Here is a 15,525-nt window from a genome sequence, read left to right as displayed (position 1 = left end):
ATGCGGAGCATGACGCGGTATCTCGACGAGGATCTGCACGGTGCGGAGTTCCGCGAGTGCGATCTGACCGGTGCGCGCCTGATCGGCGTCGTCATGCAGGATGCCGTGATCGACGGGCTCATCACCAACCTCGTGGTGAACGGTGTCGAGGTCACCGAGTACGTCGAGGCAGAGCTCGACCGGCGTCACCCGGTGCGGGTGCTGATCCGCTCCGAGGACCCCGCCGATCTGCGCGAGGCATCGCGTCAGCTCCATGCCGGCTGGGCCGCCACGATCGAGCGAATCCGCCGTACGCCCGGCATCGAGCGTCGCAGCGTGAACGACGAGTGGTCGGCGGTGCAGACGATGCGCCACCTGGTCTTCGTCCACGACTCGTGGTTCCGCCGTTGCTGCCTGGGCTCGACGGAGCTGTTCACGCCGATGGGCATCGGGCCGACCGTCGAGCCCTACCGCGGAGCGCACGGGCTTGACCTCTCGCTCGATCCGGTCCTCGACGAGATCGTGAGCGTGCGTGACGCCCAGGCCGCCGAGCTCGAGGCCTGGCTCGACGAGGTCACCGCTGTGCAGCTCGCAGCGCGAGCGCCGGTGCCCGACGACGATGTCTGGCCGCCGTACGCCAGGGGCCGCTCGGTGCGGCAGTGCCTCGGCACGGTGCTCAACGAGACCTTCGAGCACCACGGCTTCTGCGTCCGCGACCTCGACCTGATCGAGGCACAGGACACTGAGTAGGGCCGGCTGCGGACTCAGCATCTTGCGGATGGCGAAGCCCGGCGATCCGGGCCGTTCGCCGAACAGCCCGGACCTCACCACGACCTCAGACCGCGGGCCCGATCCGAGCACCCAGGTCGAGCTCGAAGTCGCCGCGCTGCTGCAGCCCCTGCTCGAGCGCGTCGCGCACGCGTTGCTGCGTACCGGGCCTGGCGCTGGCCTCGCGGAACGCCACCAACGCCTCCACGCGCTGCTCCCCCGACGGCACCCCGGCTCGTTCGGTGACCAGTTCCTTGGCCGTGACGAGGGCGTCCTGGTCGAAGCTCGCGATGCGGCGGGCGAGCCGGTCGACGAACGTCGCGAGCTCCGCGTCCGGGAGCGCGCGGTTGATCCACCCGTACTGCTGCGCCGTGTCGGCGTCGAAGTCGTCGCCACCGAGAACGATCTCCAGAGCGCGTGATCGGCCCACCAGCGCCGGCAGCGCCTCGGTCGCGCCGCCGCCGGGGATGAGCCCCAGGCCGATCTCCGGTTGCCCGAAGACGGCCCTCTCCCTGCTCGCGAACCGCATGTCGAGCGCGAGCGCGAACTCGCTGCCGAGACCGCGCGCCCGGCCGCGGATCTCGGCGATGGTCACGAACCGCGCCGCCGTCAGCCTGGTCGCGAGGTCGGCCAGGATCGGCAAGCCGGTGGGGCCGGGCTCGCGGGGCAGCCGGTCGGCGCGCGCCACGTCGAAGTGCGCCAGGAAGAAGTCCTCGTCGGCGCTGTCGAAGACCACGACCTTCACCGCCGGGTCTGCCTCCAGCCGGTCCAGCAACGCGCTCAGCGCGACGATGGTCTCCGGGTCGACCAGGTTGATCGGCGGGTTGTCGAACGTGACGCGCCAATAGCCGTCCGACCACTCGCTGACGGCCAGTGGTGAGCTCTCCATGATCCGTGCCTCCTGCCGTTGTGCCGCGGCACGGATCATGCTCGCACGGCGGGAGCATCACCTCCGCAAGTCCGCCACCTCTTCCAGCCGCCCCAGCTTGTGCGGGTTGCGGATCGCGTAGATGCGGGCGATCCGGCCGTCCTCGACCACGAAGGTGACGGCCGTGTTGAGCTCGGCCGACCCGTCGATCCGCACCGCGAGGGCGCCGTTGAGCAGCAGCGTGGTGATCTCCGCGCTCGGCGCGAACTCGGCGAAGTGCGACAGCAGCGCCGCCACCCGCCGCACGCCCGTGATCGGGTGCTTGACCGCGGCCGCCAGGCCTCCGCCGTCCGCGACCAGCACGACGTCGGGCGCGAGCACGTCCATCAGACCCTGCACATCACCCGTGGTGAGGGCGGCGAGGAACCGGTCGACGACCTGCTGCTGCTCGGTGCGGCTCACCGCCATCCGCGGACGTCGCGCGGCCACGTGCTTGCGCGCCCGGTTCGCGATCTGCCTGACCGCCGCGGCGGACTTGTCGACGGCCTCGGCGATCTCCTCGTACGGCAGGTCGAACACCTCGCGCAGCACGAAGACCGCACGTTCGGCGGGCCCGAGCGTCTCGAGCACCGTGAGCATCGCGATCGAGACGCTCGCGGCGAGCTCGACGTCCTCGGCCACGTCCGGGCTCGTCAGCAGCGGCTCCGGCAGCCACTCGCCGACGTAGTCCTCGCGCTGGCGGGCCAGCGTGCGCAGCCGGTTGAGCGCCTGCCGGGTGGCGATCCGGACGAGGTACGCGCGCGGGTCGCGCACCTCGTCCCGGTCGGCGACACCGGCCCACCGCAACCAGGTCTCCTGCACGACGTCCTCGGCGTCGGCCGCGGAGCCGAGCATCTCGTAGGCGACGGTGAAGAGCAGGCCGCGGTGGGTGACGAACGCGTCGTCGCTCATGCCTTCGACGCCACGGCGAGCGGCTTGAGGTCGCAGGCCGCCGAGAACCCCTGCGACTCGATGCCGAACGCGGTGTTGGTGCGGCTGGCCATGTTCGCCATCGCGACGAAGGACGTCAGCTCGACCAGCGCCGACGCACCGAGCTGCTCCAGCAGCCGCGCGGACATCTCGTCGGTGACCGTCGGCGGGGTCTGCGTCATCGCCTCGGCGTACTCCATGACGTCGCGCTCCAGCGGCGTGAAGACCGTCGACTCGCGCCACCGCGGCACCTCACGCGCCTTCGCCTCGTCGAGACCCTCGTTGTGCGCCATGAAGTAGCCGAGGTCGAGGCAGAAACCGCAGCCCACCAGCGACACGGCAGCCATGTGCGCGAACGACTTCAGCGTCTCGTCACACGCGTCCCACTTCTGGACCCTGCGGTTCAGCGCGAAGCTGAAGTTGAGCACCTTGCGGTTGTGCCACACCACCTCGACCGGCTCGGCCACGTCGCCGAGCATCTTGCGGGACATCCGCTTGACCAGCCAGCCGTAGACGCCGGTCAGCTCCGCCTTCGGGATCCGGGCCATGTTCCCCTCCAGGGTCTCTCTCGAGTTCGACATGAAGACACCGGCCACGTCTCGAATGTGACACCCGTGTCCTCGGGAGAACCACTTGACGCCCCGGCCTGACGGTGCGACCCTTTCACTAGTTGACTAGTGAAAGGGTCTTTAGGTGATCGAGTTCCGGATCGACCGCCGTTCCGGTGTGGCCACCTACCAGCAGCTGGTCAACCAGACCAAGCACGCGCTGCGGCTCGGCCTGCTGCAGCCCGGCGACCAGCTGCCGACGGCCAAGGAGGTCGTCGCCGCGACCTCGATCAACCCGAACACCGTGCTGAAGGCCTACCGGGAGCTGGAGCGCGAAGGGCTGGTCGAGGGACGCCGCGGGATGGGCACGTTCGTCTCCGCGTCGCTGGCGCAGCCGGATCCGACCGAGCTGCGGGAGGAGCTGGCCGCCTGGATGGGGCGGGCGCGCGCGGAGGGCCTCGACCGCGAGTACGTGGAAGCACTTGTCAAAGCCCAGCTGGACGAGCACTACGAAGGAGAAGGACGTTGACCACCATCGCGCTGGACGCGACAGCGCTCACCATGCGCTACCGACGCGGCTGGGGGCTGCGCGACTGCACGTTCCAGCTGCCGACCGGCCGGATCTCCGCGCTGATCGGCCCGAACGGCGCGGGCAAGAGCACCCTCATGCGCATCGCCACCGGACTGCTGCGCCCGACCGGAGGTTCCATCGAGGTCCTCGGTGAAGCACCGGGAAAGCGCGGCACGAACCGGAAGCTGGCCTTCCTCGCCCAGGACAAGCCGCTGTACAAGGGGTTCACCGTCGAGGAGATGCTGAAGGCGGGCGCGAAGCTCAATCCCGACTGGGACTCCGGCTACGCGCGTCGCCTCGTGCGCGAGGCAGACGTACCGTTCGACGCCAAGGTCGGCACGCTGTCCGGCGGCCAGCGCACCCGAATCGCACTGGCCATCGCGCTCGGCAGGCGCCCTGAGCTGGTGATGCTCGACGAACCGCTCGCGGACCTCGACCCGATCGCGCGGCAGGAGGTCATGCAGTCCCTGCTGGCCGAGGTCGCGGAGACCGGCATGACCGTGCTGCTCTCGTCCCACGTGATCGCCGATCTCGACGGCGTCTGCGACCACCTGCTGCTGCTCGCCGACGGACGGGTCCAGCTGCACGGCGACGTCGACGATCTGCTGACCCAGCACCGGATCCTGATCGGCTCGCGCGAGCTCGTGCTGCCGGACGGTGTCGTCGAGGCGCGCACGACCGGGCGGCAGGCGACCGTGCTCGCCCGCACCACCGACGTCCCCGGCTGGGACAACACCGAGCCGTCGCTCGAGGAGCTGGCGCTGGCGTACCTGCGTTCGACGAAGAAGGTGGCGGCATGACCTGGGTGGCGTGGCGGCAGCAGCGGTTCCAGGTGCTGCTCAGCATCGGGATCGTCGCCGTGCTGGCGGCGGTGATGGCGTTCGTCCGGTTCGACGCGCTCTCGCTGGGCGGCAACGAGGCCCTGATCGACGAGCGGTACGGCACGTACCTCAACTACCTGCGACTGGTGCTGATCGCGCTGCCGGTGCTGCTGGGCATGTTCGCCGGGGCGCCGCTCTTCGCGCGGGAGATCGAGCACGGCACGCACGTGTTCGGGCTGACCCAGTCGATCGGGCGCACCCGCTGGTGGGCGACGAAGATCGCGGTCGCGGGCATCCCCGTCGTCATCGCCATGACGGTGCTCGGCCTGGTGAACGCGTGGTCGTCGGCGCCGCTGCAGGCGGTGATGTTCGGCGGCCGGCTGGCGACACCGACGTTCGAGATCCAGGGCCTGACGCTCGGGGCGTACACGCTGCTGACGTTCACGCTCAGCGCCGCCATCGGGCTGCTCATGCGCAACACGCTCGCGGCCATGGTCGTCACGGTGGTCGTGTACATCCCGCTGCTCGGCGCGGTGGCCAACGCGCTGCGTCCCGGCTACGGGACACCGATCACCTCGCGGTACCAGGACATCCCCCGCGACGCGTGGGTGGTCGAGTCGTCCTATGTGGACGCCGCGGGCAACCAGGTCTCCTTCTCGCCCGCCGGCTGCACCGCGAGCATCAACGACTGCCTGACGGCGGGCGGCGTCGTCCAGCAGGTCGCGTACCAGCCGGATGACCGGTTCTGGTCGTTCCAGGCGATCGAGGCCGGCCTGTTCGCGGTGCTGGCCGTCGCGTTGCTCGGTGTCGGCGCGTGGGCGCTCCACCGGCGGCTCCGGCTGGCCTGAGTCACTCGGGAGCGATCCATCGGCGCTCACCGTCGACCACGACGTCCGTCGGCACCATGCCCAGTTTCGCCGCGACCCGTTCGCTGGCCGTGTGCCCGCGGGCGACGTGCGCGCACAGGGTGACGACGTCGTGGTCGGCGAGCCACCTGATCACTCGCCCGGTCGCCTCGACGGCGAACCCGCGGCGCTGGAAGGACGAGCCGACCACCCACGCGAGCTCGGCCCGTGCGCCTTGTCCCACAAGGGTGATCGTCGCCTGCACGGTGCCGACGGCGGCATCGTCCTCGGCGCGGAACACGATCCAGTTGAGCCAGCCCTCCGCGCCGTCCGCGGACCGGGGTGTCTGCCATCGCCCGTACCGCTCGCGCAACTGCGGGGCGGTGGGCGGCTCCCCACCGATCACCTCGTACAGGACCGGGTCGGCCAGCACCTGCTCCATCGCCTCGGCGTGCGCGACCTCGACCGGCTCCAGGCGCAACCGGTCAGATGCCAGGAACGCCTGATGCGGCCAGCCTTCCGGCACCACGTCGACCATGTCAGCCTTCGGTTGCGACAAAGGGGCGTTCTGCTCTATGCGTCCGGCGAGCCTACCGCCAGCATCGACCCGGCCGACGGAGAACGAGGTGGTGCGGATGAACGGCAAGGCGGTGGACGCCGACGCGTTCGACCGGTTCGAGGCGGCCTCCTGGGGCCGGCGCACGGACGGCTACGAACAGTTCTTCGTCTCGCTCACGAGCCGTACGATCACGCCACTGCTCGACGCGGCCGGGGTCGGGCCGGGCACCCGCGTCCTCGACATCGCCAGCGGACCCGGCCACGTCGCCGCCGCCTGCGCCGCACGCGGCGCGAGCGTCACCGGCCTGGACATCGCCCCCGAGATGGTGGCGCTGGCCGGCAGGCGGCACCCCGGGATCCGATTCGAGCGGGCCGACGCCCAGCGGCTGCCGTTCCCCGAGGCGTCGGCGGACGCGGTGGTCGGCAACTTCGCGATCCTGCACGTCGGCCGCCCCGAACTGGTGGCGGGCGAGGCGGCCAGGGTGCTCGCGCCCGGCGGGACGCTGGCGCTGTCGACCTGGGACGTCCCGGCGCGGTGCCGGCTTCTCGGTGTCTTCCTCGACGCGATCGGCGAGGTCGGCGCGGTGCCGCCGCCGGACGTCCCCGTCGGCCCACCGTTCTTCCGGTTCGCCGACGACGACGAGTGCACCCGCCTGCTCACCGGCGCCGGGCTCACCGGGGTCGGGGTCCAGACGATCACCTTCGGCCATCGCGTCGGCACCGCCGCGGAGCTGTGGGAGGGGATGATCGGCGGAACTGTCCGGACTCGGGCGCTGGTACTGAGCCAGCCGGACGACGTGCAGGGCCGCATCCGCGGCGCGTTCGAGCGCATCACCGCCGAGTACGCCACGCCCGACGGGCTCGATCTCCCGGTCTCCGTGAAGATCGTCTCGGGAGTGCGGCCGTGACCGAGACGATCTCCCTGCTCGCCGCGGTGATCAGCGCGATCGCGGCGGCCGTCGGGACCGCGGTGTCGGTCGCCCAGTGGCGCGCGTCGAGGCCGGCGGGCACTCCGTCGCCACCGGCCGCCGCCCCGGTTTCACCAGTCCCCGCACCGAATCGGCCCGCGCCTGGCGTCCAGCGACCGGCCGGCCGCGGCTTGACCCGCACCACCGCGGTGGCGGTCGCCGCGGGGGCGATCACCGCGGTACTCGCCGCGTTGGGCGATGTCGTCTTCTGGGCGCAGCAGTCCGCCGGGCCGGGCAGCGGGCACGGTTGGGAGCCGGTGCTGACCGTCCTGCTGGGAGGCGGGCTCCTGACGAGTGCGGTGGCCGCCGCGGGCGGGCTCGTCGTTATCGTGGTGGGCCTGGTGACGCGGCGGAAGCGGAGCGTCCGGCTCGGCCTGCTCGCGGTCGTGCTCAGCTTGTCGCTCTGGCTGGCGATCTGGTTGACCAGCCTGATCTAGCTGGAACGACGCGAATTGTCAGACCCCTCCCGTACGGTCTCCCCATCGGAGGTCCGGATCATGGGGGCGTGGCACGTGCGCAGGTGGGAACTGGTCGCCGACGGCTCGGCGAAGTTCTGGGAGGTCGGCCAGGAGGGGAAGGACGTGACCGTCCGGTTCGGGCGGCTGCAGACCGACGGGCAGACCAAGACGAAGTCGCTCGCCGACGAGCGGGAAGCGAGCGCGCACGTCGCGAAACTGGTGGCGGAGAAGGAGAAGAAGGGCTACCGCCCGGTCACCGAGCCTGCCGCCGCTCCACCGGCCTGTGCGCCGGACGAGGACGCGTTCGTCATGCCCCCGTTGTGGCGCAAGCACGTCCACCCGCGCCGCGACCGGCCGCGGTGGAGCGAGTTCGAGGTCGACCAGGCCGCGGTCGCCGAGACGAGGAAGCGGCTCGAGGACAAGCGCCAGGAGATCGACGAGGTGCTCACCGAGCCGGAATCGGCCCCGCCGCTCGTCGCGGCGGCGCGGGCCTGGCTCGCCGGTGAGCCGGACCCGCTCGGCGCGGCCGCGGTGGCGACGATCGTCGGCGCCGCATCGACCCACCACTGGATCGCCGAGCACGGCCTCCCGTTCGCGGCCGTCGCCGCCTTGCGCACTGCCGAGGTCGCTCTCGACTGGACCTGGGACCAGCTGCACCGCCAGCCGCGCAACCGCCATCTGCGCCCGCGCGCTGCGGACGACATCACGCGGTTCGGCCTGACGGCGCAGGCGATCACGACGGTCAGGACCGCACTGGCGGACGCCGGTGAGGCGGAGTACGAGGCCGCCACCGCGGCACTCGAACCGATCGACACTTCCGTGGTGGCCAGATCGGGCCGTGCGTTCATGGTGCCGACGCGCGCCGACTGGGTGGCCGAGGCGTACAGCGCGTCCACCGACGGCCCGTGGTGGCTCAGCCCGTGCTGCGTGGGCACCGCGGAGGAGCTGGCGACCCGGTCGGATCCGCGGCTCACCTCGTCCGAGAGCGTCATGTTCACCGTGCTCAACGCGCTCGGCCCCGCCGTCGCACCGGCGCTGGCCGCTGAGCTGGACGGTCCGCACCAGATCAAGGAGTGCCGCCAGCTCGCACTGAAGGTGCTGGCCGCGCTGCCGACCGACGAGGCGTTCACGGTCCTGCTCGACCGGCTGGGCCAGAAGTACGTCCACGCCGCCGCGATGACCGCGATGAAGTCCTTCCCGGTGCGCGCGGCGCGACTGCTCGCGCCGCGCGCCGCGACGGACGAGGCGGCGCGGTACCTGCTCGACGCGCACCTGACCGAGCACCCGTCGCTCGACCTGCCCGAGGAGACCCGCGCGGCGCTCGCCGAGCTGGCCGCCACGCGCGTGGAGATCCCGGAGGCACCCGCCGAACTGCTGCCCGAGGTGCTCGTCCGGCCTCCGTGGGCGGTGCAGGTCGCGCCGGCCGCGCCCGTGCGGCAGGCCGCTCCGATCGTCGTCGAGGGGCTGCCGGTGCCCGAGCCGCATCTGGTGTGGGCGCGGGGTGAGCAGGCGGAGTGGGCGAGTGTCCGCGGCAACTGGGACATGCGCACACCGTGGGAACCGGCCCCCGCCAAGCCGGACTGGCCCGCGCTGCGGGAGGAGTTCCTGGCCCCTCGGCGTTCCCGTTTCTTCCACGAGGAAGCGTTCTTCGTGATGGGGCCCGAGGAGATCGTGCGGCCGCTGCTCGCCGACTGGAAGCCGAACACCGGCTACTACGCCGCCGCGTGCGGCCAGCGGCTCGCGGCCGCGCACGGCATGGACGCGCTCCCGCCACTGATGCATCTTGCCGCGCTGGAAGCACATCGCAACGGCGTGCTGCTGATGCCGTTCGCGTCGGCCGAGGTCGCCGCGCTGATGGCCGACTGGCTGGTCCGCCTCAAGCAGGCCGGTGAGTTCGCCAGGGCGTGGCTGACCCGCCACGGCGACACGGCGGTCCGGTTCCTGCTGCCCGCCGCGCTGGGCAAGCCGGGCCGTCCGCGCAAGAACGCCGGTGCGGCGCTGGTGTTCCTCGCGGAGCAGGGCCACGACGTGGTGGCAGCAGCGGCCGAGCACGGCGACGCCGCCCGTGCCGCGATCCAGGCGCTCGTCGACGCCGAGAAGCCCGCACCGCCGCCCGCGAAGCTGCCGGTGATCGGCGCGTGGGCGGATCCGGCGCTCATGCCTCGGGTGCTGCTGCGCGACCGCGCGCACGCGTTGCCGTCGAGCGCCACGCGTCACCTGCTGATGACGGCCGCGTTGTCCCGTCCGGGAGAGGTCCACGAGGGCCTGCTGCTCGCCCGCGAGGTGTGCGACCCGGTGTCGCTCGCGGAGTTCGCGTGGGCGGTCTTCCAGCGCTGGCAGGACATCGGCGCGCCGGCGAAGGAGGGCTGGGCGCTCACCGCGCTCGGCTGGTTCGGCGACGACGACACGGTCCGCCGCCTCACGCCGCTGATCCGCGCGTGGCCGGGCGAGAGCGCGCACGCCAAGGCGGTCACCGGTCTCGACGTGCTCGCCGAGATCGGCACCGAGGTGGCGCTCGCGCACCTGAACGGCATCGCGGAGAAGGTGAAGTTCAAGGCGCTCAAGGCCCGCGCGCAGGAGAAGGTCGCAGCGATCGCGGCCCGGCTCGGCCTGAGCCGCGACCAGCTCGCCGACCGTCTCGTGCCGCGACTCGGTCTCGACGACGACGCGTCCCTGGTGATCGACTACGGCTCGCGCACGTTCACCGTCGGCTTCGACGAGCAGCTCAAGCCCTACGTCGTCGACCAGGACGGCAAGCGCCGCAAGGAACTGCCGAAGCCGGGCGCCCGCGACGACCAGGACCTGGCCGTGGCGGAGCACAAGAGGTTCACGACGCTGAAGAAGGACGTCCGCACCGTCGCGGCCGACCAGATCCACCGCCTCGAAGCCGCGATGGTCACCCGGCGCCAGTGGACAGCGGCCGAGTTCCACACCGTGCTCGCCGCCCACCCGCTGCTGTGGCACATCGTCCGCAGGCTCGTCTGGATCACCGCCGACGGCACGTCGTTCCGCCTGGCCGAGGACCGGACCCTCGCCGACGCGCAGGACGACGCCTACGTGCTCCCCGAGCACGCGAAGATGCGGGTGGCGCACCCGGTCGATCTCGCCACCGAGGCGGCGGCGTGGGGCGAGGTGTTCGCCGACTACGAGATCCTCCAGCCGTTCCCGCAGCTGGGCAGGCCGGTCCACGCGTTCGACGCGGGCCCGCTCCTCCCCCAGCTGGAGAAGTACCGCGACGTGCCGATGCCGGTGGGCAAGGTCCTCGGTCTCACCAAGCGCGGCTGGGTGCGCGGCGCGCCGCAGGACGCGGGCGTGGAGTGCTGGATCACCCGCCCGCTCCCCGGCGGCGGAGCACTCGTCGCCGCGCTCGACCCCGGCATCGCGATCGGCGCGATCGACGTCTTCCCCGAGGTGAAGTTCACCGAGTTCTGGTTCGACGCCAGGGGCGAGGGCTCGTGGACCGCACCTCGGGACCGCGCGCACGGGCTCGAACTGGACCCGGTCACGGCCTCCGAGCTGCTGTCCGAACTGACCTCACTCCACAACTGACACACCCGAAGGCACACCCTTGAGCGACCACAACACCCTTCAGCGCCCGCCGGCGGAGCTGAGATACGCCGACGAGCTCACCCGCCTGCGAGCCGAGGACACCGCACCACGCCCACCAGGCTGGGCCATGAGCCTCGACGCGGCCCGCCGGTTCGTCGTCGGCGACGACAGCCGTGGCATCAGCCGGAAGTTCGTCGGCGATCCATCCCTCGTGGACCGAGCGCTGGTGACGCTGGCGACCAGCAGGGGCCTGATGCTGGTCGGCGAGCCCGGCACGGCGAAGTCGCTGCTGTCCGAGCTGATCGCGGCCGCGGTCAGCGGTGAGTCCACGCTGACCGTGCAGGGCGGGGCGGCGACGACCGAGGACCAGATCAAGTACTCGTGGAACTACGCGCTGCTCGTCGCGGAGGGGCCGTCCACGCGGTCGCTGGTGCCCGCGCCGATGTTGCGCGGCATGGCCGAGGGCAAGGTCGTGCGGTTCGAGGAGATCACCCGCTGTCCGCTGGAGGTGCAGGACTCCCTGCTCTCGCTGCTGTCCGAGCGGGTGCTGGCGATCCCGGAGCTGACCGGGCCGGACGGGATGGTGTTCGCGCACGCCGGGTTCAACGTGATCGCCACGGCCAACACGCGCGACCGGGGCGTCAACGAGATGAGTGCCGCGCTCAAGCGGCGCTTCAACTTCGAGACCGTCTTCCCCATCGGCGACTTCCAGACGGAGCTCGGGCTCGTCGAGCAGGAGGCGGCGAAGCTGCTCGCGCAGTCCGGGGTCGGCGTGGCACCGCAGCGAGACGTGCTGGAGGTGCTGGTGCGGACGTTCCGCGACCTGCGGGAGGGCAACGGGACCGACCGGTTGTCGACGGTGATGAGCACGGCCGAGGCGGTGTCGGTCGCGCACGCCGTGGGGTTGCGGGGCTGGTTCCTGCGCGGGGAGGCGGGCACGCCCGCGGACGTGGTGGAGTGCCTCGCGGGCACCGCGGCCAAGGACAACACCGACGACCTGGCGCGGCTGCGGCGGTACCTGGAGCAGCACGCGGTGCGGCGCAAGGGTGCGCAGTGGCAGGCGCTGCACCAGGCCCGGCACCTGCTGCCCGGCTGATGGGCGCCACCTTCGTCGGCGTCCGCCACCACAGCCCGGCCTGCGCGCGGCTGGTCGCGGCGACCATCGAGGAGCTGCGGCCCGCGTACGTCCTGATCGAGGGCCCGGCGGACGTCAACGACCGCGTGGACGAGCTGCTGCTCGGGCACGAGCTGCCGATCGCGATCTTCAGCTACGACGCGGACCACGCGTCGTGGACGCCGTTCTGCGACTACTCGCCCGAGTGGGTCGCGTTGACGACCGGACGTGCGTGCGGAGCCGAGGTGCGGTTCATCGACCTGCCCGCGTGGCACCCGGCGTTCGCCGGCCGCAGCAACCGGTACGCCGACGCCGAGCTGCGCTACGCCGAGGTGGTCGAGCGGCTGTGCCGCGAGTTCGGTGTGGACAACGTGGACGTGTTGTGGGACCACCTGTTCGAGATCGAGACCGGTGACATCCGCGAGCGCCTCAGCCGGTACTTCGACCTCCTGCGCGGCTCGGCGCAGGCCGACGACGGCGACGCGGCGCGCGAGGAGTACATGGCGCGGTGGGTGCGGGCCGCGGTGGCGGACGCGGGTGACCGCCCCGTGGTCGTGGTGACCGGCGGGTTCCACACACCCGCGCTGAAGGCGATGACGGCCGGCGACACCGAGCCGCCGGACGCGCTGAAAGCGAAGGCTACGACAGCTGGCCACACCACCTCGCCCGAGCAGCCACAAGCCAAGACACCCAGCGAAACCGAGTGGCCGGAAGCGCCAGAGACCATGACAGCTGGCGACACCACCTGGCCAGAGCGGCCCAAAGCCAAGACGCCCAGCCACACCACGACGCCAGCGCAGCCACACGCCACAACTGCCGGCGACACCGCGTGGCCCGAGGTGCCGAAGTCGACCGGTGCGAGCTACCTCGTGCCGTACTCGCACCAGCGGCTCGACGCGTTCACCGGCTACCAGTCCGGCATGCCGTCGCCCGAGTACTACCAACGGGTGTGGGCCGACGGACCGGCCCGCGCGGCGGACGCGCTCGTCGAGTCGGTCGTGACGCGGTTGCGGCGGCGCGGGCAGCCGGCGTCGACGGCGGACCTCATCGCCGCGCGCACGCTCGCCGACGGGTTGGCCGGGCTGCGCGGGCATCCGCATCCGGCGCGCACGGACGTGCTGGACGGGTTGGTCAGCGCGCTCGTGTCGGAGGACCTCACGCAGCCGCCGCCGTGGACGCGGCGCGGTCCGCTGCTGCCCGGCGCGCATCCGGCGCTGGTCGAGATGGTGGCGGCGCTGAGCGGCGACCGCACGGGCAGGCTGCACCCGGCCACCCCGGCACCACCGCTGGTCACGGCGGTGACCGAACTGCTCACGACGCTGCGGCTCGGGCACGAGGGCGAGGTGCGGCTCGACCTGACCGAGCCGGACGGGCTCGAACGCAGCCGCGTGCTGCACCGCCTGCGGGTGCTGGCCATACCTGGCTTCGACCGGGTGTCGGGACCGGCGGCGGGAACGGATCCGGCGCTGGACGAGCGGTGGGAGCTGAAGCCCTCCGACCTGCGCGTGCCCGCGTTGATCGAGGCGGCCGCGTTCGGTGCGACGCTCGAGGAAGCCGCGGGCACCGCACTGGAACGCCGCGCCGCCTGCGCGGGGCTCGCCGAGCTGGCCGGGGTCGTGTTCGACGCGGTGCTGTGCGGCGTCACCTCGTTGTCCGCCACCGTGATCGCGTCGTTGACCGACCGGGTCGCGGTGACCGCCGACCTGGCCGCGCTCGGGCACGTGCTGGGTGGCGTGCTGGCGTTGTGGCGCCACGACCGGCTCTTCGGCACGGCGCGCGACCCGGTGCTGGGAGCGGTGCTCGACGCGAGCACGCGGCGGATCCTGTGGCTGGTCGAGGGCCTGCACGGCGGACCTGCGCCCGCGGACCCGGACCGGTTGCGGGCACTGGTCGCGACCCGCGACGCGGTGGTGCACGCGGACCCCGCGCTCGCGGTGGCTCGTGCGGACGTCGCCGGGGTGGCCGGCCGGGTGGCCGCGGACGCGTTGGCACCGCCGGATCTGCGCGGTGCGGCGCTGGGTCTCGGGTGGGTGCTCGGCGAGGACGAGCAGCCGGACGTCGGGCACGCCGCGGCGGGCATGGCGGCGCCGAACGTGCTCGGCGACTGGCTGGCCGGGCTCTTCGCGGTCGCCCGCGAGGAGGTGCTGAGCAGCCCGAGCGTGGTCGGTGTGCTGGACGAGATCGTGCACGCGCTGACCGAGGACGAGTTTCTGATCGCGCTGCCCGCGCTGCGGCTCGCGTTCACGTACTTCCCGCCGGTGGAACGAGAACGGATCGCCGGCGCGGTGCTGGCGCATCGCGGGGTGATGGGCTCGGCGCGCGCACTGCTGCGCACCGAGGTCGACCCGCTGGTGGTCGCCGAGGCGATGGCGCTGGAGCGCCGGGTCGACGAACTGCTGGAGGGCCTGCGATGACCGATCTCGAACGCTGGCGGCTGATCCTCGGCGCACCCGCGCAGCGGCACACCGGGTGCCTGAGCGGCGAGGCGGCCGGGCGAGACGCGGCGCTCGACTGGCTGTACGGCCGCGACGACGACCTGGCGAAGAGGGGCATCCGCCGGGGCGGCGACGCCGAGTCGGTGGTGCGCACCGTCGACTGGCTCGACGACGTGCACCAGCTGTTCCCGAAGGAGACCGTCGAGCGGCTCGAACGCGACGCCGTCGAACGCTACGAGATCACCGACGTGGTCACGGATCCCTCGGTGCTGCAACGGATCGAGCCCAACGCCGCGCTGCTGCGCGCGGTGCTGCGCACCAAGCACCTGATGAACCCGGCGGTGCTGGCGATGGCCCGCCGCATCGTCGAGGCCGTCGTCCGCGACCTGATGGCGAAGCTCGTCACCGAGATCCGGCGGACCTTCAGCGGCGCGCGGTCACGGCATCCGAGCAACCACAAGAACTCCCGCAACTTCGACTTCCGCGCGACGATCAGGTCGAACCTCGCGCACTACCAGCCCGATCAGCGGCGCATCGCGATCGAGAAGCCCCGGTTCGTGTCCCGCACCCGCAGGCACGTCGAGCAGTGGCAGGTGATCCTGCTGGTCGACCAGTCGGGTTCGATGGCCAGCTCGGTGATCCACTCCGCGGTGACGGCGGCGTGCCTGTGGGGGCTGCCGGGCCTGCGCACCCACCTGATCGCCTTCGACACCGCGGTCGTCGACCTCACCTCGGACGTGACCGATCCGGTCGAGCTGCTGATGAAGGTGCAGCTGGGCGGCGGCACGAACATCGCCAAGGCGGTCGCGTACGGCGCGGAGCTCGTCGACAACCCGCGCCGCGCGGTCGTCGTCGTGATCACCGACTTCTACGAGGGCGGCAACGAGCAGCAGCTCGTGCGCACGGTGCGCAAGCTGGTCGAGCAGGGCACGCACGTGCTCGGCCTCGCCGCGCTGGACGAGCAGGCGAACCCCGACTACGACCGGGTCCTCGCCCAGCGCCTCGCCGCCGTGGGCGCCCACGACGGCGCCATGACCCCGGGCCAGCTGGCCGAGTTCGTCGCGGAGAAGCTCA

At 72.0% G+C, this 15,525-nt stretch carries 14 protein-coding genes; 10 read left to right on the top strand and 4 right to left on the bottom strand.

Translation table 11 applies throughout. The features are described from left to right. Positions 1-9 precede the first annotated feature (9 nt). Entirely contained in the window at positions 10-729 is a 720-nt protein-coding gene (locus FKR81_RS02230; protein ID WP_186762708.1) for a DinB family protein, read from the top strand. Between the two features lie 85 nt (positions 730-814). On the opposite strand, the gene FKR81_RS02225 is transcribed toward FKR81_RS02230, so the two are convergent. From FKR81_RS02225 to FKR81_RS02215, 3 genes are read right to left on the bottom strand one after another with little or no spacing between them, the layout of a single operon-like run. Then, the gene (locus tag FKR81_RS02225; RefSeq protein WP_222598150.1) at positions 815-1,675 is read right to left on the bottom strand and encodes an enoyl-CoA hydratase/isomerase family protein; all 861 of its coding nucleotides are present in this window, start codon (positions 1,673-1,675) and stop codon (positions 815-817) included. 18 nt (positions 1,676-1,693) lie between these two features. Beyond that, positions 1,694-2,566 (bottom strand): RNA polymerase sigma-70 factor, encoded by an 873-nt coding sequence (locus FKR81_RS02220; RefSeq protein WP_146349200.1) that lies wholly within the window; start codon positions 2,564-2,566, stop codon positions 1,694-1,696. After that, positions 2,563-3,165: a carboxymuconolactone decarboxylase family protein gene (locus FKR81_RS02215; RefSeq protein WP_235921232.1), complete on the bottom strand. Its 603-nt coding sequence runs from the start codon at positions 3,163-3,165 to the stop codon at positions 2,563-2,565. Before FKR81_RS02215 ends, FKR81_RS02220 begins: the two co-directional genes overlap by 4 nt. Positions 3,166-3,277: 112 nt before the next feature. Between FKR81_RS02215 and FKR81_RS02210 the strand changes: the two genes are divergently transcribed. Genes FKR81_RS02210 through FKR81_RS02200 form a run of 3 tightly spaced genes read left to right on the top strand, consistent with a single transcriptional unit; the run spans position 3,278 to position 5,372 of the window. Next, a complete protein-coding gene (locus FKR81_RS02210) occupies positions 3,278-3,661 on the top strand; it encodes a GntR family transcriptional regulator (protein ID WP_146349199.1) in 384 nt (127 codons plus the stop codon). Positions 3,662-3,693: 32 nt separating this feature from the next. Continuing rightward, the gene (locus FKR81_RS02205; RefSeq protein WP_146349558.1) at positions 3,694-4,503 is read left to right on the top strand and encodes an ABC transporter ATP-binding protein; all 810 of its coding nucleotides are present in this window, start codon (positions 3,694-3,696) and stop codon (positions 4,501-4,503) included. Continuing rightward, on the top strand, positions 4,500-5,372 hold the full coding sequence (locus FKR81_RS02200) for an ABC transporter permease (RefSeq protein ID WP_146349198.1): 873 nt from the start codon (positions 4,500-4,502) through the stop codon (positions 5,370-5,372). The genes FKR81_RS02205 and FKR81_RS02200 overlap by 4 nt, the downstream gene beginning before the upstream one ends. A gap of 1 nt (position 5,373) precedes the next feature. On the opposite strand, the gene FKR81_RS02195 is transcribed toward FKR81_RS02200, so the two are convergent. Further along, complete coding sequence (locus FKR81_RS02195; RefSeq protein WP_146349197.1) at positions 5,374-5,907, bottom strand: GNAT family N-acetyltransferase; 534 nt, start codon at positions 5,905-5,907, stop codon at positions 5,374-5,376. A 97-nt stretch (positions 5,908-6,004) separates the two neighbouring features. Here FKR81_RS02195 and FKR81_RS02190 point away from each other — a divergent pair, with 97 nt between their 5' ends. From FKR81_RS02190 to FKR81_RS02165, 6 genes are all read left to right on the top strand, one after another. Further along, the gene (locus FKR81_RS02190; protein ID WP_186762707.1) at positions 6,005-6,835 is read left to right on the top strand and encodes a class I SAM-dependent methyltransferase; all 831 of its coding nucleotides are present in this window, start codon (positions 6,005-6,007) and stop codon (positions 6,833-6,835) included. Then, entirely contained in the window at positions 6,832-7,332 is a 501-nt protein-coding gene (locus tag FKR81_RS02185) for a hypothetical protein (RefSeq protein ID WP_146349195.1), read from the top strand. The genes FKR81_RS02190 and FKR81_RS02185 overlap by 4 nt, the downstream gene beginning before the upstream one ends. Positions 7,333-7,392: 60 nt before the next feature. Continuing rightward, positions 7,393-10,902 carry a DUF4132 domain-containing protein gene (locus tag FKR81_RS02180; protein WP_146349194.1) on the top strand — a complete coding sequence of 1,170 codons (3,510 nt, stop codon included), beginning with the start codon at positions 7,393-7,395 and terminating at the stop codon, positions 10,900-10,902. A 19-nt stretch (positions 10,903-10,921) separates the two neighbouring features. Continuing rightward, positions 10,922-11,998 (top strand): ATP-binding protein, encoded by a 1,077-nt coding sequence (locus tag FKR81_RS02175; RefSeq protein ID WP_146349193.1) that lies wholly within the window; start codon positions 10,922-10,924, stop codon positions 11,996-11,998. After that, a complete protein-coding gene (locus FKR81_RS02170; protein WP_146349192.1) occupies positions 11,998-14,430 on the top strand; it encodes a DUF5682 family protein in 2,433 nt (810 codons plus the stop codon). The genes FKR81_RS02175 and FKR81_RS02170 overlap by 1 nt, the downstream gene beginning before the upstream one ends. Next, a partial coding sequence (locus tag FKR81_RS02165) for a VWA domain-containing protein (RefSeq protein WP_146349191.1) occupies positions 14,427-15,525 on the top strand: 1,099 nt, incomplete at its 3' end. The genes FKR81_RS02170 and FKR81_RS02165, both read left to right, overlap by 4 nt.

Origin of the sequence: Lentzea tibetensis, assembly GCF_007845675.1 — a bacterium.
Taxonomy (GTDB): domain Bacteria; phylum Actinomycetota; class Actinomycetes; order Mycobacteriales; family Pseudonocardiaceae; genus Lentzea; species Lentzea tibetensis.
Note: the sequence above shows the minus strand (reverse complement) of the source record. Positions and strands in the feature narration are given on the sequence as shown.

Coding starts and splice junctions, on each gene's coding strand:
- FKR81_RS02225 (WP_222598150.1), bottom strand. CDS start 1,675: ATGATCCGTGCCGCGGCACAACGGCAGGAGGCACGGATCATGGAGAGC.
- FKR81_RS02195 (WP_146349197.1), bottom strand. CDS start 5,907: ATGGTCGACGTGGTGCCGGAAGGCTGGCCGCATCAGGCGTTCCTGGCA.
- FKR81_RS02220 (WP_146349200.1), bottom strand. CDS start 2,566: ATGAGCGACGACGCGTTCGTCACCCACCGCGGCCTGCTCTTCACCGTC.
- FKR81_RS02200 (WP_146349198.1), top strand. CDS start 4,500: ATGACCTGGGTGGCGTGGCGGCAGCAGCGGTTCCAGGTGCTGCTCAGC.
- FKR81_RS02180 (WP_146349194.1), top strand. CDS start 7,393: ATGGGGGCGTGGCACGTGCGCAGGTGGGAACTGGTCGCCGACGGCTCG.
- FKR81_RS02190 (WP_186762707.1), top strand. CDS start 6,005: ATGAACGGCAAGGCGGTGGACGCCGACGCGTTCGACCGGTTCGAGGCG.
- FKR81_RS02215 (WP_235921232.1), bottom strand. CDS start 3,165: ATGTCGAACTCGAGAGAGACCCTGGAGGGGAACATGGCCCGGATCCCG.
- FKR81_RS02205 (WP_146349558.1), top strand. CDS start 3,694: ATGCGCTACCGACGCGGCTGGGGGCTGCGCGACTGCACGTTCCAGCTG.
- FKR81_RS02170 (WP_146349192.1), top strand. CDS start 11,998: ATGGGCGCCACCTTCGTCGGCGTCCGCCACCACAGCCCGGCCTGCGCG.
- FKR81_RS02230 (WP_186762708.1), top strand. CDS start 10: ATGACGCGGTATCTCGACGAGGATCTGCACGGTGCGGAGTTCCGCGAG.